This is a genomic window from Streptomyces sp. NPDC020681, assembly GCF_044334895.1.
In the GTDB taxonomy this organism is placed as follows: domain Bacteria; phylum Actinomycetota; class Actinomycetes; order Streptomycetales; family Streptomycetaceae; genus Streptomyces.
Window position 1 is genome coordinate 222615 of record NZ_JBIRTX010000003.1, and the last position, 17936, is coordinate 240550.

At 69.2% G+C, this 17936-nt stretch carries 17 protein-coding genes; 6 read left to right on the plus strand and 11 right to left on the minus strand.

Annotated elements, in window-relative coordinates; genetic code table 11:
- Positions 1 to 36: 36 nt before the first annotated feature.
- Positions 37 to 366: an ATP/GTP-binding protein gene (locus ACH4YL_RS08100; RefSeq protein ID WP_398505947.1), complete on the minus strand. Its 330-nt coding sequence runs from the start codon at positions 364 to 366 to the stop codon at positions 37 to 39.
- A 213-nt stretch (positions 367 to 579) separates the two neighbouring features.
- Between ACH4YL_RS08100 and ACH4YL_RS08105 the strand changes: the two genes are divergently transcribed.
- Positions 580 to 1611 carry an LLM class flavin-dependent oxidoreductase gene (locus ACH4YL_RS08105; protein ID WP_398505949.1) on the plus strand — a complete coding sequence of 344 codons (1032 nt, stop codon included), beginning with the start codon at positions 580 to 582 and terminating at the stop codon, positions 1609 to 1611.
- Between the two features lie 85 nt (positions 1612 to 1696).
- On the opposite strand, the gene ACH4YL_RS08110 is transcribed toward ACH4YL_RS08105, so the two are convergent.
- Positions 1697 to 2089 carry an SCO5389 family protein gene (locus tag ACH4YL_RS08110; RefSeq protein ID WP_398505950.1) on the minus strand — a complete coding sequence of 131 codons (393 nt, stop codon included), beginning with the start codon at positions 2087 to 2089 and terminating at the stop codon, positions 1697 to 1699.
- Positions 2090 to 2376: 287 nt separating this feature from the next.
- On the opposite strand from ACH4YL_RS08110, the gene nucS reads away from it, so the two are divergent.
- The gene (gene nucS, locus ACH4YL_RS08115) at positions 2377 to 3039 is read left to right on the plus strand and encodes an endonuclease NucS (RefSeq protein WP_398505952.1); all 663 of its coding nucleotides are present in this window, start codon (positions 2377 to 2379) and stop codon (positions 3037 to 3039) included.
- A 58-nt stretch (positions 3040 to 3097) separates the two neighbouring features.
- Here nucS and ACH4YL_RS08120 read toward each other — a convergent pair whose 3' ends face one another.
- From ACH4YL_RS08120 to ACH4YL_RS08130, 3 genes are all read right to left on the minus strand, one after another.
- Positions 3098 to 5509 (minus strand): ATP-binding protein, encoded by a 2412-nt coding sequence (locus tag ACH4YL_RS08120; RefSeq protein ID WP_398505954.1) that lies wholly within the window; start codon positions 5507 to 5509, stop codon positions 3098 to 3100.
- 283 nt (positions 5510 to 5792) lie between these two features.
- On the minus strand, positions 5793 to 6116 hold the full coding sequence (locus ACH4YL_RS08125) for an STAS domain-containing protein (RefSeq protein WP_398505956.1): 324 nt from the start codon (positions 6114 to 6116) through the stop codon (positions 5793 to 5795).
- 203 nt (positions 6117 to 6319) lie between these two features.
- A complete protein-coding gene (locus ACH4YL_RS08130) occupies positions 6320 to 7168 on the minus strand; it encodes a 3-hydroxyacyl-CoA dehydrogenase family protein (RefSeq protein WP_398505958.1) in 849 nt (282 codons plus the stop codon).
- A 256-nt stretch (positions 7169 to 7424) separates the two neighbouring features.
- Between ACH4YL_RS08130 and ACH4YL_RS08135 the strand changes: the two genes are divergently transcribed.
- Positions 7425 to 7997 carry a cob(I)yrinic acid a,c-diamide adenosyltransferase gene (locus ACH4YL_RS08135; protein ID WP_398505960.1) on the plus strand — a complete coding sequence of 191 codons (573 nt, stop codon included), beginning with the start codon at positions 7425 to 7427 and terminating at the stop codon, positions 7995 to 7997.
- A gap of 122 nt (positions 7998 to 8119) precedes the next feature.
- On the opposite strand, the gene ACH4YL_RS08140 is transcribed toward ACH4YL_RS08135, so the two are convergent.
- Entirely contained in the window at positions 8120 to 8695 is a 576-nt protein-coding gene (locus ACH4YL_RS08140; protein WP_398505962.1) for a hypothetical protein, read from the minus strand.
- 163 nt (positions 8696 to 8858) lie between these two features.
- On the opposite strand from ACH4YL_RS08140, the gene ACH4YL_RS08145 reads away from it, so the two are divergent.
- The 3 genes from ACH4YL_RS08145 to ACH4YL_RS08155 all read left to right on the plus strand — a co-directional run bounded on the left by ACH4YL_RS08145 (position 8859) and on the right by ACH4YL_RS08155 (position 12726).
- Complete coding sequence (locus ACH4YL_RS08145; RefSeq protein WP_398505964.1) at positions 8859 to 10055, plus strand: sensor histidine kinase; 1197 nt, start codon at positions 8859 to 8861, stop codon at positions 10053 to 10055.
- Entirely contained in the window at positions 10052 to 10702 is a 651-nt protein-coding gene (locus ACH4YL_RS08150; RefSeq protein ID WP_398505966.1) for a response regulator, read from the plus strand. The genes ACH4YL_RS08145 and ACH4YL_RS08150 overlap by 4 nt, the downstream gene beginning before the upstream one ends.
- A 263-nt stretch (positions 10703 to 10965) precedes the next feature.
- Complete coding sequence (locus tag ACH4YL_RS08155; protein WP_398506621.1) at positions 10966 to 12726, plus strand: glycosyl hydrolase family 18 protein; 1761 nt, start codon at positions 10966 to 10968, stop codon at positions 12724 to 12726.
- Between the two features lie 130 nt (positions 12727 to 12856).
- On the opposite strand, the gene ACH4YL_RS08160 is transcribed toward ACH4YL_RS08155, so the two are convergent.
- From ACH4YL_RS08160 to atpA, 5 genes are all read right to left on the minus strand, one after another.
- A complete protein-coding gene (locus ACH4YL_RS08160) occupies positions 12857 to 13306 on the minus strand; it encodes a DUF2550 domain-containing protein (protein WP_398505968.1) in 450 nt (149 codons plus the stop codon).
- A gap of 139 nt (positions 13307 to 13445) precedes the next feature.
- Positions 13446 to 13829: a F0F1 ATP synthase subunit epsilon gene (locus tag ACH4YL_RS08165; RefSeq protein ID WP_398505970.1), complete on the minus strand. Its 384-nt coding sequence runs from the start codon at positions 13827 to 13829 to the stop codon at positions 13446 to 13448.
- Positions 13830 to 13940: 111 nt separating this feature from the next.
- The gene (atpD, locus tag ACH4YL_RS08170; protein ID WP_398505972.1) at positions 13941 to 15383 is read right to left on the minus strand and encodes a F0F1 ATP synthase subunit beta; all 1443 of its coding nucleotides are present in this window, start codon (positions 15381 to 15383) and stop codon (positions 13941 to 13943) included.
- The gene (locus ACH4YL_RS08175; RefSeq protein WP_398505974.1) at positions 15383 to 16300 is read right to left on the minus strand and encodes a F0F1 ATP synthase subunit gamma; all 918 of its coding nucleotides are present in this window, start codon (positions 16298 to 16300) and stop codon (positions 15383 to 15385) included. The genes atpD and ACH4YL_RS08175 overlap by 1 nt, the downstream gene beginning before the upstream one ends.
- Before the next feature lie 20 nt (positions 16301 to 16320).
- Entirely contained in the window at positions 16321 to 17913 is a 1593-nt protein-coding gene (gene atpA, locus ACH4YL_RS08180; RefSeq protein ID WP_398505976.1) for a F0F1 ATP synthase subunit alpha, read from the minus strand.
- Positions 17914 to 17936 lie beyond the last annotated feature (23 nt).

Consider the following 17936-nt stretch of genomic DNA (forward strand, 5'->3'; position numbering starts at 1 on the left):
AGAGCCCGGTCAGTAGCCCGGGCTCAACATCTCGGCTCAATATCTCGGCGAGTTTCGGGACCGCTGCACCCGCGAGGTGCGGCGGTCCTTCGCGTTCCAGCACGCCTTGTGCCAGTGCCTGCGGTCCTCGACGCCGCCGTGCTCCGGCCAGGCGACGACATGCGGCGTACCCGACGGGATCTCCTGGTCACAGCCCGGGCAGCGGTACCGCTTGCCCACGGCACTTGCCCCGGCGACGTGACGGACGGACCACTCCTCGCCCTGCCAGTTCTCGCTTCGGCCGAATCCGCCGTAGCGGTCGCCCTGGTCACCGGCTTCTACGGGCGGTTTGTCGCCGCCTTTGGGGCGGTTGCGGCGCGGGGACACGATGACACCTCACGGGGCAAGTCCGGACAGTTCCCATCCAGCCTAGAGGCCGAAGTCCGGGGTATACGCACCCTGCGGCGTGAGACCGTGGCACCCACCGGGGGCAGTTACCGGAAAATCGCAACAACTTCACTTCTGGCCGTGCCTATGGCACGTGTCAGACGTTAATGCCGATAGGGGGAGTGACGCGTCGGCCGCAAGGAGGCATAGGCGATGCGCGTGGGAACTTTCGTACTGGCGGCCCAATTCCCGGGCCAGGGGCAGGGGGAGGCACTGCACCGCGCGGTCCGGTCCGCCGAGGTCGCGGAGGAGTCCGGACTGGATTCGGTGTGGCTCGCCGAGCACCACTTCGTGCCGTACGGCGTGTGTCCGTCGGCCGTCACACTCGCCGCGCTGCTGCTCGGCCGCACCCGCCGGATCCGCGTGGGCACGGCGGTGAGCGTGCTCCCGACCGCCCATCCGGTGTCGCTCGGCGAGCAGGCGGCCTTGCTCCATCTCACCAGCGGAGGACGGTTCTCGCTGGGCGTGGGACGGGGCGGGCCGTGGGTCGATCTGGAGGTCTTCGGCTCGGGTATCGAGGCGTACGAGAAGGGGTTTCCGGAGTCGCTGGACCTGCTGCTCCGCTGGCTGCGCGAACCCCGCGTCGCCGCCCAGGGTGAACGATTCACCTTCCGTGAAGTACCGGTCGTGCCGCGCCCGGACGAGCTGATCGACGACCCAGGGCACGGCCCCGAAGTGGTCGTCGCGTGCACCTCTCCGAAGAGCGTGCGGCTCGCCGCCGAGCGCGGGCTGCCGATGCTGCTCGGGATGCACTGCGGCGACGAGGAGAAGGCGGAGATGGTCCGCCAGTGGCGCAAGCACGCACTCGCGGCGGGCCGTCCGGCCGATGACGTGCTGGCCGCCGGTCATGTGTCGGCGGGCGTGGCCCAGATCGCGGACCGCCGGCCCGACGCGGCGGAGGCGCTGCTGAAGGCGATGCCGGGCTGGCTCAGGCAGGGTCTGGAGGCGCATGTGACGGTGGACGGACGGCACCGCGCGATGCGGGACCCCGTGGCGTACACGGAACTGCTGTGCGGGCTGCATCCGGTGGGCCCGCCGCGGCTGGCCGCGGACCGTATCGCCGCCACCGCCGAACGGACCGGCATCACCCGCTTCGCTCTGCTCGCCGAGGGCTCCGGCGATCTTGCGGCCACCGAGGAGAACGTACGGCGGCTCGGCACGGAAGTGCTGCCGCTGCTGACCTGAGCCCCGGCGCGCACGAGCGCACCGGGCGTGCTGCCGCTCCGGCATCAGTTGCACCTCCCGCGATGCGGAGCGGCAGCAAAAGGCATCAGCAGTCGCGCAGTTCGGGTGACTGGTTGAGCAACTGGCCCCGTACGGACGTGAAGCGGGCAAGCCGCTCATCGACTGAGGAGTCCAGCGGGAACACCGCGACTCGGTGGCAGTTCTGGAATGCCAGACGTACTCCGAAGTGCCGTTGCAGCGCACCGCGAATGGCGTCACTCGCGAGCGCACGCAGCAGCTGACCACGTGCCTGCTCGTCCGGCGGAGGCGTCTGGTTGTCGGCGAAGTCCCCGCCGTCGACCTTCAGCTGAGCCACCAGAGAACTGATCATCTCCCATGCGAAGGGCAGGGAGGTCCGGACGCAGTCGACGAATTCCGCTTCGTCGACCTCGCCTCGCTCGGCCTGTTCCAACAGCGCCGGTGAGACGTCGAGCGACATGGGTTCTCCTCTCGCGACCCCGGATCACGGGGTCTTACGGGCAGGGAAGGAAGACGCCCGTTACGTCGACATGAGCATGACGCATGACGACGCAGAGTGCTCAACCGACGACCTCCTGCATCCACGGTAAGTGCCGCATCCGGCGGGCACCAGGAGATTGGGAGTACAACCAGCCATTAACGAAAGGGGAATTGGGAGCCCACCCGGCGGGTCTCGGCCAACTGCGGAGACGGGTGAGAAGGAGGGGAATCGCGCGCGGAGGCGTGCGTCGAGTAGCGTTGCCGACCATGCGTCTCGTCATCGCCCGCTGCTCCGTGGACTACGCGGGCCGGCTCACCGCCCACCTGCCCTCCGCACCCCGTCTGATCCTGGTCAAGGCAGACGGCAGTGTCTCCATCCACGCGGACGACAGGGCTTACAAACCACTGAACTGGATGTCGCCTCCGTGCACCCTGAAGGAGGGCGACGACAGCGTATGGACGGTCATCAACAAAGCAGGCGAGAAACTGATCATTACGATGGAGGAAATCCTCCATGACTCGTCGCACGAGCTCGGTGTCGACCCCGGGCTGATCAAGGACGGGGTCGAGGCGCATCTGCAGGAGCTGCTCGCCGACCGGATCGAGACGCTGGGTGAGGGCTACAGCCTGATCCGCCGCGAATACCCCACGGCCATCGGCCCGGTGGACATCCTGTGCCGGGACGCGGACGGCGCGACGGTGGCGGTGGAGATCAAGCGGCGTGGCGAGATCGACGGGGTCGAGCAGCTCACGCGCTATCTGGAGCTGCTGAACCGGGACCCTCATCTCGCGCCGGTGAAGGGTGTGTTCGCGGCTCAGGAGATCAAGCCGCAGGCGCGGGTGCTGGCGACGGACCGCGGAATCGGGTGCGTGGTGCTGGACTACAACGCGATGCGGGGCATTGAGGACGACAAGCTGCGGCTGTTCTGAGGCCCGTGCGCTGAAGCGGTCCGGGGCGGGCTCGTAGGAGCAAGCCCCGGACCGTTTGTCAGATGACGGGGGTTGTCGCGGCCGAGCTTGTTGCGGACGCGGGGGCGCTGCTGATGGGGGCGCTGGCCGAGGTGGAGCCCTCCGGGCCACCGGCGGGCGTGGTCGGCGTGGTGGACGGCGTAGGACTGGTCGACGGAGTGCCGGAAGGCGTTCCGGACGGTGTGCCCGAAGGCGGGTTGGACGTTGTCGGCCTACCCGACGTCGTCGGAGGCTTCGGAGGCTTCGGCGACGACGGCTTGTCCCCCGGCTTCGAAGAACTCGACGGCGACGGCTCCCCGCCCGGCTCCGAAGAGTTCCCCGCCGACGAGCTCTCGCCCGGCGTCACCGACCCCGACGGCGTCGGGACCTTGGACGGGTCCTTCGGGCTGTCCGTCGAGTCCGCCGCCGGCTCGTCCGCGTCCAGGCCGTCCTGCGCGTCGTCCTCGTTCGCCGACTGGCCGTTCCTGACGTTGTTGCCGGGCGCGTCCTCCTGGTCCGAGGTCGCGCCGAGCGTCACCACCGTGCCGAGCACCGCGGCGAGCAGTGCTCCCGCGCCCGCGGCGACCAGGTTGCGGCGGGCGCCGCCGAAGACCGTGCGGCGGCTGGGCTTCGAGCCGCCGGTCGGACCCGACTGGCTCGACACCAGCGTCTCCGACTCTTCCTTGGGACGCCTCAGCTGCTCGGCCGCGAGACCCAGCGGCAGCGCCGCAGGCACGCCTCCCGGCGGCGAAGCGGACTCCTCGTGGCGGGCGGCCGGCACCTCCTCGCCGGACGACGGGCGGCCGCCTGTGCGGTCCGCGACGAGTGCCAGTGCCCGGCGTCCCGCGACCGTGCCGCGCTTGTCGGCGAGCGCACCGCGCATGGCGATCGAGGCTTCGAGTTCGGCACGTGCCCGGTCGAGGCTGCCGGTGCAGAGCGCGAGGACGCCCAGTTCGTGGTGGAAGTACGCCTCTTCGGCTACTTCGCCCGCTATCCGGGCGGCTTCCGAGCCGACGCGCAGCACCCGCTCCCACGCGCCCCAGTGCAGCCCCGCCGCGAAGACGGGCGCGGCGCTGCGGGCGAGCAGGACGGCCGTGCTGTGGTGACCGGCCTCCTGACCCGGCACGAGCGCGGCCAGGGCGGCGAGTACGGCGTCCGACTCGGCCACCGCGCGCTCGGGCGTGACGGACGGGTGTCCGGCCCACCAGGCGTAGTGCTGGGCGGCGGTGTGCGCGTGGCCGGTCGGATCGTCGGCGTATCCCTTGTCCGTCAGCTGCGCCAGCACTCCGGCGGCCAGGCGGTAACGGGTGCCGACGGGAGAGACAAGACCGCAGCTCATCAGTTCGCCGAGCGCGGCGTCCGCGTGTGTGTCGCCGACGAGCGCCGGCAGATGCGCCTGGTGCGGGACTTCGCCGCCGAGCGCGACGGCGAACCGCAGGGTCGCGCGGGCGGACTCGCTGAGCCGGGAGGCGAGCAGGGCCGCGGGTGCGGCGCCCTCCCCCAGCGTCGGCAGCGGTACGTCATTGCCTTCGGCCGCGTCGAACGGCGCGTACGCCTCGAAGGCCTCGGGATCGGCACGCAGGGCGTCGGCCTGCCGCAGCAGCGCGCCCGCCTGCACGAAGCGCAGCGGCAGGCCCTCGGACTCGAACCAGAGGTCGCCGGCCCAGTTCGCCTCTTCCTCGGTGAGCGGCCGCTCCACGGTCCGCTGGAGCAGTTCCAGCGAGGCGCCGCGGCCGAGGCCGCTGAGGAAGACCTCTTCGAGGTGCGAGTCGGTGGCGGGCGCCGCGACGTCGGGTGTGGCGGCGACGAGGAAGGCGCACTCGGGTGCCGCGTCCAGCAGTTCGCCGAGTGCCGCGCCCCCGAACTCCAGGTCGTCGAGGACGACGATCGCGCCGATCTCACGGACGTACGTCAGCAGACCGGCACGGTCCGGCCGGTGCCGCGGTGCCTTGTGGACGGCCGCGAAGAGCTCGTGGATCAGGTCGGCGGGCGTGCGGTGGTGGCCGTTGAGGCGTACGACTCCGTCGGGCGCGAGGTCGGCGCACTCCTCCGCGACGATGTCGAGCAGCGTGCTGCGCCCGGAGCCGGCGGGTCCGGTGAGCCGTACGGAACGGCCGCGGCCCAGCAGCCGCACCAGCCGTTCATGCTCCTCGTCGCGCTCCAGCAGCGGAAGCCGTGGCCCGGGCGGTCCCGCCGGGACGGGCGGCCGGGCCGCTCGCTGCAACTCGGCCCGTTCCGCGGCGGTGTGCTTGGCCGGGGCTGCCGGCTGCTCTCCCGGCGGGCAGGGTTCTATCTCACTGCCGTCGACGGGATTGACGGTGAGCAGGAAGTCGCCCGAGACGAGCTGGACGGTGCGGGCGAGCGCCGGCAGGGACTGTCCGAAGTCGGGCGTGTTGGGGTCGCGCGGGGTACGCGCCTGACCCGCGCCCTCGCCGAAACTGTCGTTGTCCATGGTCCAAGCCCCCCAGATGCGTTTCGCATAGGTTCGTCACCGCCCGGACATTGTCCTGGCGGCGAGTAGCGTGCCGATGTCCCTCCCGGCCTTTCTGCACGCCCCGCTTCGCTTCGGTCCGGTGCCCGCCGTGTGGGTTTGTCAAAGGTCAGGCGGACCGAACCCTAGACGCTCGCTCAGTATCACCGAACGGGCGGGGTGCCGCCCCGCCCGTCACGTCACATTCTCGTGAGGATTGCCCACGTCGTACCGTCCCCCGGGACCACCTGCCCGGTCCCCCGGGTCACACCCGAGGAAGCGATTCCGCTTCGATGCCGCCCTCGATCGCGAGGATGCGATGCAGCCTGGTCGCGACCAGCAGCCGCTGCATCTGTGGCGGCACTCCGCGCAGCACCAGTCTTCGTCCGCACCGGCCGGCGCGCCGGTGCGCCCCCATGATGACCCCGAGCCCGGTGGCGTCCCAGGAGTCGAGGCCGGTCAGGTCGAGCACCAGGTCGCCGACTCCGTCGTCGACGGCCGTGTGCAGGACCGTACGGGCGTCCGCCGCGCTGCGGACGTCGAGGCGGCCCCCGACGACCAGCTCGGCGTGGTCGCCCCTGATGTGCATATGCGCTCCCCGTGAGTGCGTCAGTGCCCTGTTGGCTTGTCTCTGGCGGCTCTCTGCCTTGCCCTGCCTTGATCTGCCTTGCGACTTCTGTGCTTGTTCTGTCTTGCAACAACTGACTGCCCCGTGGGCAAGGAAGTTGCCGTCTGTAAGCGAACCGATACCGAATTCACCCCAGAGGGTGATACCAAACCGGTCGATGAGGGTCAGTGCTTGTAGAAGCCCTGCCCGCTCTTCCGGCCGATGTCACCGGCGTCCACCATCCGGCGCATCAGCTCCGGGGGCGCGAACTTCTCGTCCTGGGACTCGGTGTAGATGTTGCTCGTGGCGTGCAGCAGGATGTCGACGCCGGTCAGATCCGCGGTGGCGAGCGGGCCCATCGCGTGACCGAAGCCCAGCTTGCAGGCGATGTCGATGTCCTCGGCGGACGCGACGCCCGATTCGTACAGCTTCGCGGCCTCGACGATGAGCGCCGAGATGAGCCGGGTGGTGACAAAACCGGCGACGTCGCGGTTGACGACGATGCAGGTCTTGCCGACGGACTCGGCGAACTCCCGTGTGGTGGCGAGGGTTTCGTCGCTCGTCTTGTAGCCGCGTACGAGCTCGCACAGCTGCATCATCGGGACGGGCGAGAAGAAGTGCGCGCCGACGACGCGCTCCGGACGCTCCGTCACCGCCGCGATCTTGGTGATCGGGATGGCGGAGGTGTTGGAGGCGAGTACGGCGTCCTCGCGCACGATCTTGTCCAGCGCGCGGAAGATCTCGTGCTTGACCTCGAGCTTCTCGAAGACCGCCTCGACGACGATGTCCGCGTCGGCGACGGCGTCCAGCTCGGTGGTGGCGGTGATGCGCGCCAACGCCGCGTCCGCGTCCGCCGCTTCGAGCTTGCCCTTGGCGACGAACTTGTCGTACGAGGCCTTGATGCCGTCGGTGCCGCGGGTCAGGGCCTCGTCGGTGACATCACGCAGCACGACGTCCCAGCCCGCCTGGGCCGAGACCTGCGCGATACCGGACCCCATGAGTCCGGCTCCGATGACGGCGAGCTTCCTGGCCACTGCGGCACCCCTTAACACCTGTTTACATTTCTGCTCTCCGGCGGAGGTTAGCGCTCGTGAGGTGCCGTGTGGCGGTGAAGAGATGCGCGTCACGTCTCAGCTGACGGACATCACACCGGTACGCGCCATTCCATGGGCCGTACTGAGTAATTGAGCCCCTCCGGTAGCCCCGCCGCGCCGTGCACGGGCGCGCCTTCGGCAGCGGTTCGCAGGCGCCCGCGTGCCACGACGGCCGGTGCGTAACTACGCTGGACCCATGGTCAATCTGACGCGCATCTACACCCGTACCGGCGACCAGGGCACCACGGCGCTCGGCGACATGAGCAGGACTGCCAAGACGGATCTGCGGATCGCCGCGTACGCCGACGCAAATGAGGCGAATGCCGTCCTTGGGACGGCGATCGCGCTCGGACAGCTTTCCGAGGACGTCGTCAAGGTCCTCGTCCGCGTCCAGAACGACCTGTTCGACGTGGGCGCGGACCTGTCGACGCCGGTGGTCCAGGACCCCGAGTACCCGCCGCTGCGGGTCGAGCAGTTCTACATCGACCGGCTCGAGGCGGACTGCGACCGGTTCAACGAGGAGCTGGAGAAGCTCCGCAGCTTCATCCTGCCGGGCGGCACACCGGGCGCGGCGCTGCTGCACCAGGCGTGCACGGTGGTACGCCGCGCGGAGCGCTCGACGTGGGCGGCGCTCGAGGTCCACGGCGAGACGATGAACCCGCTGACGGCGACCTACCTCAACCGCCTGTCCGACCTCCTGTTCATCCTGGCGAGGACGGCGAACAAGGAAGTCGGAGACGTGCTCTGGGTCCCCGGCGGAGAACGCTGACTCCGGCCCCGGACACACCCCCTGCCGGGGGTCCGGGGGTCGCCCCCCGGAAAATGCAGCATCCTGGCGAGGACGGCGAACAAGGAAGTCGGCGACGTGCTCCGGGTCCCCGGCGGAGAGCGCTAGCGCTCGATCCGGACCGGCTTGCGTTCGGACTTCGCCTCAGCCGGCTGCTTCTTCGGCCAGATCGTGTACGTGAGCGCGATCAGGCCGTGGATGCCGGCTGCCCTCAGCGCGGTGAACTGCCAGGAGCTGAGCGAGCCCGTCCGGCCGTCGTCCCCGACGTACCAGATCGCGATCTGCAGCAGGGCGACGGCGACCGCGGCGGCCAGCACCGTGCGCAGCCACAGCTTTGCCTCGTGCTTGGCCCGGGCCGTGCCGTACTGCGGCGGTTTCACCGGCGGCGGGCCGCCCGCGAAGCGGTGGGCGACGCGGGCGTCGATCCACTTGATCGTGTAGTGGCCGTACGCGACCGTGTAGCCGATGTAGAGCGCCGCGAGCCCGTGCTTCCAGTCCGGCTCCGCGCCGTTCTTGAGGTCGATCGCCGTCACGACGAGCAGCACGATCTCCAGCAGCGGCTCCAGGAGCAGCAGGCCCGCTCCCAGGCGCGGCATCTTCAGCAGATAGCGGGTGGCGAGTCCGGCTGCCAGCAGCACCCAGAAGCCCACCTCGCAGATCACGATCAGCGTGACGATCACGGCACTCTCCTCTCTCGGTTCCCTTCAAGGCTCCCGTCCCCAAGGCCGCCGATCGTCGTCGCCAGTGACGAAGTGGCACTGCATCCTTCGATGTAGCGCGATGCGGCAGGGCTTCACCCGGGACGTGGAGGACCGCACGCCGCCCGCCGTGTTTGATGGGTGCGTGACCGGTCTCCCCCGCCCCCACCGCGACGATGTACTCATCGCCGTCGCCGGACTCCTCGGCGGCCTGCTGCTGTGGGCGCTGGGTCTGGACACGCACCGCGAGCAGGGCGTCGGCCCGCGCTGGCTGGCGCTGCTGCCGCTGGCGGTGATGAGCGCGGCCGAGCTGCTGCGCCGGACGATGCCGAGCACCGCGCTGGCCATCGGCTGCGCGGCGATGCTCGCCGACCAGTTCACGGCTGGCAACGTCGGCACCATCGCGCTCTTCACGGATCTGGTCTACGCGGCCGTGCTGTACGGCTCACCCGCCGCGGCCCGCCGTATCCCCGCCGTGTCGATGATGGCCACCGCCGCCGTCACGGTCACCCTGCTGGTCGTCTTCCAGCAGGCGGAGGCCATCCTGGTGGGCCTGCTCTTCGGTCTGGTGACCGTGGCGCCGGCCTGGACCGGAGTGAGCGTGCGCACGCATCGCGACGCGGCCGAGGCGGCGCGGCTGCGGGCCGAGCAGACCGCGCTGCTCGCCGAGATCGACCGTACGCAGGCGGTGACCGCGGAACGCGCCCGGATGGCCCGCGAGCTGCACGACATGGTGGCCAACCATCTCTCGGCGATCGCCATTCACTCCACGGCCGCGCTCTCCATCGACGAGCCGAAAACCAGCCGCGACGCGCTGTCGGTGATCCGCGAGAACAGCGTGGAGGGTCTGGCCGAAATGCGTCGGCTCATCGGGCTGCTGCGGGACAGCGGTGGCGGAAACGAGCCCGCCGCGGCGCCGACCCTGGCCGCGGTCGACGCGCTGCTCGCGCAGGCGCGGACCAGTGGCGCGTCCAGCGGTCTGGAGTTCGCGCTCGCCGACCGGCGCGACGAGGGCGTGCCGCTGCCGGCGCCGGTGGAGCTCGCCGCGTACCGCATCATCCAGGAGTCGCTGACCAACGCGCTCAAGCACGCGTCGCCCGGCGAGGTCTCGGTCGCTCTGGTCCAGGACCGGCGGACGCTGACCGTGGAGATCACCAGCCCGTACGGCGACCGCCCGGGTCCGCGTGCCCCGGGCTCGGGAGCCGGTCTCGTCGGGATGCGCGAGCGGGTGGCGCTGCTGGGCGGTGAGTTCGCGTCGGGTCCGGTCACCGCCGCCGAGGGCGTGAAGATCTGGCAGGTACGGGCCGAACTGCCCGTCGACGAAGGGAACGCGCGGCCATGACGATCCGGGTACTGGTGGCGGAGGACCAGAGTGCCGTACGCGCCGGTCTGATCCTGATCCTCGGCAGCGCGCCGGACATCGAGGTCGTCGGTGAGGCCGCGGACGGCGAGGCGGCGGTGCGGCTCGCCCGTGAGCTGCGGCCCGATCTGGTGCTGATGGACGTTCAGATGCCGCGTCTGGACGGGGTGTCGGCGACCCGGCAGGTGGTGGCGGAGCGGCTCGCGGATGTGCTCGTGCTGACGACGTTCGATCTGGACGAGTATGTCTTCGGTGCGCTGCGGGCCGGCGCGGCGGGTTTTCTGCTGAAGAACACCGACGCCAGGGATCTGCTGGCGGCGGTGCGCACGGTGGCGGGCGGCGAGGGGCTGATCGCGCCGGCCGTGACGCGCCGGCTGATCGCGGAGTTCGCCTCGCCGACGCCCGTACGGTCGCCGGACGCGCCCGATCCGGCGATCCTCGATGTGCTCACCAGGCGCGAGCGCGAGGTCCTTTCGTGTCTCGGCGAGGGCCTGTCGAACGCCGAGATCGCGGTGCGGCTCTCGATGGCGGATGCGACGGTGAAAACCCATGTGAGCCGCCTCCTGGCCAAACTGGAGCTGCGCAGCCGGGTCCAAGCGGCGGTGCTGGCGCAGGAGTTGGGTGTCTGACTTGCCCCTCTGAAGCACCCGTCACACCTATGGTCTGGACCTATTGACGATTGGTCCAGACCTTCCTACTCTCACCGCAACACCCACTGCGGTGAGCCACGCAGGGTGCGCAGTGCACGGACCACCCCCGATCGTCCGGACCTCCTCGAGGAGCACGCGTGAACACGCAATCCCCACTGCACAGCACCGGAACCAGACACAGATCCAGATCCAGATCGAGAATCGTCGCGGCCCTGACCGCGCTGGTGCTCCCGCTGGCCGCCATGGTCGGCCTCGCCACTCCCGCCGAGGCAGCCACTTCGGCGACCGCCACCTACGCCAAGACCCAAGACTGGGGCACCGGCTTCGAAGGCAAGTGGACGGTGAAGAACACCGGAACCACGACGCTCAGCTCGTGGACCGTCGAGTGGGACTTCCCCTCCGGAACCGCCGTCACCTCGGCCTGGGACGCCGACGTCACCAGCTCCGGCACCCACTGGACCGGCAAGAACAAGAGCTGGAACGGCACCCTCGCCCCGGGCGCCTCCATCTCCTTCGGCTTCAACGGCACCGGCTTCGGCTCGCCGTCCGGTTGCAAGATCAACGGTGGCTCCTGCGACGGCGGCACCATCCCCGGCGACAACCCGCCGTCCGCGCCCGGCACTCCGAGCGCGAGCAACATCACCAACACCGCGGTGACGCTCAGCTGGACGGCCGCCACCGACGACAAGGGCATCAAGAACTACGACGTGCTCCGCGACGGCACCAAGGTCGCGACCGTCACCGGACTCACGTACACCAACACCGGCCTGACCGCCGGCACGGACTACTCGTACTCGATCCAGGCGCGTGACACCGTCGACCAGACCGGGCCGGTCAGCGGCGCCCGCGCCGTGCGCACCACCGGCACCCCGCCCGACCCGCAGCCCGGCAACAAGATCAAGCTCGGCTACTTCACGGAGTGGGGCGTCTACGGCCGCAACTACCACGTGAAGAACCTGGACACCTCGGGCTCCGCGGCGAAGATCACCCACATCAACTACGCCTTCGGCAATGTCACCGGCGGCCGCTGCACCATCGGTGACGCCTACGCCGACTACGACAAGGCGTACACCGCCGACCAGTCCGTCGACGGCGTAGCCGACACCTGGGACCAGCCGCTGCGCGGCAACTTCAACCAGCTGCGCAAGCTGAAGGCGAAGTACCCGCACATCAAGGTGCTCTGGTCGTTCGGCGGCTGGACCTGGTCCGGCGGCTTCGGCCAGGCCGCGGCCAACCCGGCAGCGTTCGCCGACTCCTGCTACCAGCTGGTCGAGGACCCGCGCTGGGCCGATGTCTTCGACGGCATCGACCTGGACTGGGAGTACCCGAACGCCTGTGGTCTGTCCTGTGACACCAGCGGCCCTGCCGCGTTCAAGAACATGATGCAGGCCATGCGCGCCAGGTTCGGCACGAACAACCTGGTCACCGCGGCGGTCACGGCGGATGCCTCGTCCGGCGGCAAGATCGACGCGGCCGACTACGGCGGCGCGGCGCAGTACCTCAACTGGTACAACGTGATGACGTATGACTTCTTCGGCGCCTGGGCGGCGCAGGGTCCGACGGCCCCGCACTCGCCGCTGACCTCGTACCCCGGCATCCCGCAGGCGGGCTTCAACTCCGCAGAGGCGATTGCCAAGTTCAAGGCGAAGGGCGTGCCCTCCTCGAAGCTGCTGCTCGGCATCGGCTTCTACGGCCGCGGCTGGACCGGCGTCTCGCAGTCCGCACCGGGCGGCTCGGCGAGCGGACCGGCCCCCGGCACGTACGAACAGGGCATCGAGGACTACAAGGTCCTCAAGAACAGCTGCCCGGCCAACGGCACGGTCGCCGGCACGGCGTACGCGCACTGCGGCAGCAACTGGTGGAGCTACGACACTCCTTCGACCGTCAACTCGAAGATGAGCTGGGCGAAGGGTCAGGGCCTGGGAGGCGCGTTCTTCTGGGAGTTCAGCGGTGACACCACGAACGGAGAGCTGGTCAGCGCGATCAACAGCGGACTGGGCTAGCCGTACGCGAAGGGGCCGGGGAGATCGCTCTCCCCGGCCCCTTTCGCCGTTTCAGGCGCTTTGCCTAAGCCACATTGACCCTCCCCCAGACTCCGTCCGGGGGGACCCCCATCCAACGAGAAAGCCCTATTTAAGCCACATTGACTCGTTGCCCGGGCGGTGCCGCCTCCAGCCAGGCGAGAAAGCCGGTGAGCGCGTCCTCGCTCATCGCCAGCTCCAGCCGGGTCCCGCGGTGCAGACAACCCAGCACCACCGCGTCGGAGAGCAGCGCCAGCTCCTCCTCGCCCTCGGGAGTGCGGCGGGCGACGACCTCGATCGCCGAGCGCTCGAGAGTCCTGCGGGGCCGAGGGGCGTACGAGAACACGCGGAACCACATGATCCGGTCACCGCTGTAGCGCGCGACGCCGTACACCCAGCCCTTGCCGGAGAGATCCGTCCCCTCGCGGACGTTCCACCGCAGGCTGCAGTCGAAGGTGCCGCCGGAGCGCTGGATCAGCCGTCGTCGCAGACCGAAGACGAACAGCGCGATTCCCACCAGTGCGACAACGACCAGACCGCTCACAAGCAGAGCGAGGAACATCTCCACCGACCTCCTCGCATCGTTCTCGTCCTCGTGCGCAAACGCGTTCCCCCTGGCACCTGCATCGCCTCAGCCGCGGCACGGTCTGGAGGAATCCAGCCCGGGCCGCGGCTGAGGGCGTCGACTGTCTGCGGGGTGCTCAGCGCACCGCCACCGCACGCAGCCGGACGTCGGCGCGACGCTCGGCGGCGTCGTCCTCGCCCGACTTGGCGCGCTCCAGCGCACGCTCGGCGCGCTGTTCGTCGATCTCGTCCGCAAGCTCGGCGATCTCCGCCAGCAGGGACAGCTTGTTGTCGGCGAACGAGATGAATCCGCCGTGCACCGCGGCGACGACCGTCCCCGCTCCGTCTTCGGAGCTTGTACGGATTGTCACCGGGCCCGACTCCAGCACACCGAGCAGCGGCTGGTGACCGGGCATGACGCCGATGTCGCCGGACGTGGTGCGCGCGACGACCAGGGTGGCCTCGCCGGACCAGACCTTTCGGTCCGCGGCGACCAGCTCGACATGCAGCTCAGCAGCCAAGGGTGGCTCCTCGGGTCACCACCCGGCGGTTCTGCCGGGTGTTAGGTCAATTCTACGGGGCGTACGAAGAGGGGCGGGACGGACCCCGCCCCCCTTCACGAGTCAGCGGACTCAGGAGACGCCGAGCTCCTTGGCGTTGGCCTTGAGGTCCTCAATGCCACCGCACAGGAAGAACGCCTGCTCGGGGAAGTGGTCGTACTCACCGTCGCAGATCGCGTTGAACGCGGCGATCGACTCGTCGAGCGGCACGTCCGAACCGTCCACGCCGGTGAACTGCTTGGCGACGTGGGTGTTCTGCGACAGGAAGCGCTCGACGCGACGGGCACGGTGGACAACGAGCTTGTCCTCCTCGCCCAGCTCGTCGATACCGAGGATCGCGATGATGTCCTGGAGGTCCTTGTACTTCTGCAGGATTCCCTTGACGCGCGTGGCGGCGTCGTAGTGCTCCTGCGCGATGTAGCGCGGGTCCAGGATCCGGGACGTGGAGTCCAGCGGGTCCACGGCCGGGTAGATGCCCTTCTCGGAGATCGGACGGGAAAGCACCGTCGTCGCGTCGAGGTGGGCGAACGTGGTGGCCGGGGCCGGGTCGGTCAGGTCGTCCGCGGGGACGTAGATCGCCTGCATCGAGGTGATCGAGTGTCCACGCGTCGAGGTGATGCGCTCCTGCAGCAGACCCATCTCGTCGGCCAGGTTCGGCTGGTAACCCACCGCGGACGGCATACGGCCGAGCAGGGTGGACACCTCGGAGCCGGCCTGGGTGTACCGGAAGATGTTGTCGATGAAGAAGAGCACGTCCTGCTTCTGCACATCGCGGAAGTACTCCGCCATGGTCAGACCGGCCAGCGCGACGCGCAGACGCGTGCCCGGCGGCTCGTCCATCTGACCGAAGACAAGCGCCGTCTTGTCGATGACGCCGGACTCGGTCATCTCCTCGATGAGGTCGTTGCCCTCACGGGTACGCTCACCGACGCCCGCGAACACCGACACACCGTCGTGGTTGTTGGCGACGCGGTAGATCATTTCCTGGATCAGAACGGTCTTGCCGACACCGGCGCCACCGAACAGACCGATCTTTCCACCCTTGACGTACGGGGTGAGCAGGTCGATGACCTTGACGCCCGTCTCGAACATCTCGGTCTTCGACTCGAGCTGGTCGAAGCGCGGCGCCTTGCGGTGGATCGGCCAGCGCTCGGTGATCTCGACCGTGGACGGGTCCACGTTCAGGATCTCACCGAGGGTGTTGAACACCTTGCCCTTGGTGATGTCACCGACCGGGACGGTGATGCCCGCACCCGTGTTGGTCACCTGGGCCTGGCGGACCAGACCGTCGGTGGGCTGCATCGAGATCGCGCGGACCAGGCCCTCGCCGAGGTGCTGGGCAACCTCGAGCGTCAGGGTCTTCATGGCCCCGTCGAGGGCCGGGTCGGCCACCTCGACGGTGAGCGCGTTGTAGATCTCCGGCATCGCGTCGACGGGGAACTCCACGTCGACGACCGGGCCGATGACCCGGGCGACGCGGCCCGTGGCGGCGGCCGTCTCAACAGTGGTCGTCATTACTTGTCACTCCCCGCGGTCGCGTCGGCCAGGGCGTTGGCGCCACCGACGATCTCGCTGATTTCCTGGGTGATTTCGGCCTGGCGGGCCGCGTTGGCAAGCCGGGAGAGGCTCTTGATGAGCTCCCCGGCGTTGTCGGTCGCCGACTTCATCGCGCGGCGGGTGGCAGCGTGCTTGGAAGCAGCGGCCTGGAGCAGCGCGTTGTAGATCCGGCTCTCGACGTACCGCGGCAGCAGGGCGTCGAGGACGTCCTCCGCCGACGGCTCGAAGTCGAACAGCGGAAGGATCTCGCCCTTCTTCTCCGACTCCTCGGCCGCCTTCTCCAAGCTGAGGGGCAGCAGCCGGTTCTGTACCGGCGTCTGCGTCAGCATCGAGATGAACTCGGTGAAGACGATGTGGAGCTCGTCCACGCCGCCCTCGGCCGTGTCCTGCTGGACGGCCGCGATCAGCGGGCCGGCCACCTTCTTGGCGTCCGTGTAGGTCGGGTTGTCGGTGAAGCCGGTCCACGACTCCGTGACCTTGCGCTCACGGAAGCCGTAGTACGAGACACCCTTGCGGCCGACGATGTACGTGTCGACCTCCTTGCCCTCGCCGCGGAGCCGCTCGGTGAGCTGGTCCGCCGCCTTGATGGCGTTGGCGGAGTAGCCGCCGGCCAGACCGCGGTCGCTCGTGATGAGCAGGATCGCGGCACGGACCGGAGACTCCGCCTCGGTGGTGAGGGGGTGCTTCGTGTTCGACCCGGTCGCCACCGCGGTCACCGCGCGGGTGAGCTCGGTCGCGTACGGCGTGGAGGCCGCCACCTGGCGCTGCGCCTTGACGATGCGCGAGGCGGCGATCATCTCCATCGCCTTGGTGATCTTCTTGGTCGCGGTGACGGATTTGATGCGACGCTTGTAGACCCGGAGCTGGGCTCCCATGAGTCAGGTCCCTTCCGTCGTCACTTGGCCGTGCTGACCGGCGCGTCGTCGCCCAGAAGCTTGCCGTCCGAGGTCTCGAACTGACGCTTGAAGCCGGCGATCGCGTCAGCGACCGACTGCAGCGTGTCGTCGGACATCTTGGCGCCCTCGGCGATGCTGGTCAGCAGCTCCTTGCGCTCACGGCGCAGGTGCTCGAGCAGCTCGGTCTCGAAGCGGCGGATGTCATTGACCGGGACGTCGTCCATCTTGCCGGTGGTGCCGGCCCAGACGGAAACGATCTGCTCCTCGATGGGCATGGGCTGGTACTGAGCCTGCTTGAGCAGCTCGACCATGCGCTTGCCGCGCTCCATCTGCGCCTTGGAGGCCGCGTCCAGGTCGGAGCCGAAGGCGGCGAACGCCTCGAGCTCGCGGTACTGGGCGAGGTCCACGCGAAGTCGGCCGGACACCTGGCGCATGGCCTTGTGCTGGGCCGAGCCACCGACGCGGGAGACCGAGATACCGACGTTCAGGGCCGGACGCTGGCCGGCGTTGAACAGGTCGGACTCCAGGAAGCACTGGCCGTCGGTGATGGAGATGACGTTGGTCGGGATGAACGCCGACACGTCGTTCGCCTTGGTCTCGACGATCGGCAGGCCCGTCATCGAACCGGCGCCCATGTCGTCGGAGAGCTTGGCGCAGCGCTCCAGCAGACGCGAGTGCAGGTAGAAGACGTCACCCGGGTAGGCCTCACGGCCCGGCGGGCGGCGCAGCAGCAGCGAGACGGCGCGGTAGGCGTCGGCCTGCTTCGACAGGTCGTCGAAGATGATCAGGACGTGCTTGCCGGCGTACATCCAGTGCTGGCCGATGGCCGAACCGGTGTACGGCGCCAGGTACTTGAAGCCGGCCGGGTCGGACGCCGGAGCCGCGACGATCGTCGTGTACTCGAGGGCGCCGGCCTCCTCCAGCGCGCCGCGCACGGACGCGATGGTGGAGCCCTTCTGGCCGATGGCGACGTAGATGCAGCGGACCTGCTTCTTCGGGTCGCCCGAGCGCCAGTTGTCGCGCTGGTTGATGATCGTGTCGACGGCCAGAGCGGTCTTGCCGGTCTGACGGTCACCGATGATCAGCTGACGCTGGCCGCGGCCGATCGGCACCATGGCGTCGACAGCCTTGTAGCCGGTCTGCATCGGCTCGTGCACCGACTTACGGACCATGACGCCAGGGGCCTGCAGCTCGAGGGCGCGGCGTCCGTCGGTCTCGATCTCGCCGAGGCCGTCGATCGGGTTGCCGAGCGGGTCGACGACGCGGCCGAGGTAGCCCTCGCCGACGCCGACGGAGAGAACCTCACCGGTGCGCTGCACCGGCTGGCCCTCCTCGATACCGCTGAACTCACCGAGGATGACCGCACCGATCTCGCGCTCCTCGAGGTTGAGGGCGAGACCGAGGGTGCCGTCCTCGAACTTCAGCAGTTCGTTCGCCATGGCCGAGGGCAGACCCTCGACCTTCGCGATGCCGTCGCCGGCAACGCTGACCGTACCGACCTCCTCGCGCGAGGCCGCGTCCGGCTGGTACGACTGGACAAAGTTCTCCAGCGCGTCCCGGATCTCCTCCGGCCGGATCGTGAGCTCCGCCATCTGGGTTCCCTGCTCTCCTTGTT

Coding starts and splice junctions, on each gene's coding strand:
- atpD (WP_398505972.1), bottom strand. CDS start 15,383: ATGACGACCACTGTTGAGACGGCCGCCGCCACGGGCCGCGTCGCCCGG.
- ACH4YL_RS08155 (WP_398506621.1), top strand. CDS start 10,966: ATGGTCGGCCTCGCCACTCCCGCCGAGGCAGCCACTTCGGCGACCGCC.
- ACH4YL_RS08110 (WP_398505950.1), bottom strand. CDS start 2,089: ATGTCGCTCGACGTCTCACCGGCGCTGTTGGAACAGGCCGAGCGAGGC.
- ACH4YL_RS08120 (WP_398505954.1), bottom strand. CDS start 5,509: ATGGACAACGACAGTTTCGGCGAGGGCGCGGGTCAGGCGCGTACCCCG.
- ACH4YL_RS08175 (WP_398505974.1), bottom strand. CDS start 16,300: ATGGGAGCCCAGCTCCGGGTCTACAAGCGTCGCATCAAATCCGTCACC.
- ACH4YL_RS08105 (WP_398505949.1), top strand. CDS start 580: ATGCGCGTGGGAACTTTCGTACTGGCGGCCCAATTCCCGGGCCAGGGG.
- ACH4YL_RS08150 (WP_398505966.1), top strand. CDS start 10,052: ATGACGATCCGGGTACTGGTGGCGGAGGACCAGAGTGCCGTACGCGCC.
- ACH4YL_RS08160 (WP_398505968.1), bottom strand. CDS start 13,306: ATGTTCCTCGCTCTGCTTGTGAGCGGTCTGGTCGTTGTCGCACTGGTG.
- ACH4YL_RS08125 (WP_398505956.1), bottom strand. CDS start 6,116: ATGCACATCAGGGGCGACCACGCCGAGCTGGTCGTCGGGGGCCGCCTC.
- atpA (WP_398505976.1), bottom strand. CDS start 17,913: ATGGCGGAGCTCACGATCCGGCCGGAGGAGATCCGGGACGCGCTGGAG.
- nucS (WP_398505952.1), top strand. CDS start 2,377: ATGCGTCTCGTCATCGCCCGCTGCTCCGTGGACTACGCGGGCCGGCTC.
- ACH4YL_RS08135 (WP_398505960.1), top strand. CDS start 7,425: ATGGTCAATCTGACGCGCATCTACACCCGTACCGGCGACCAGGGCACC.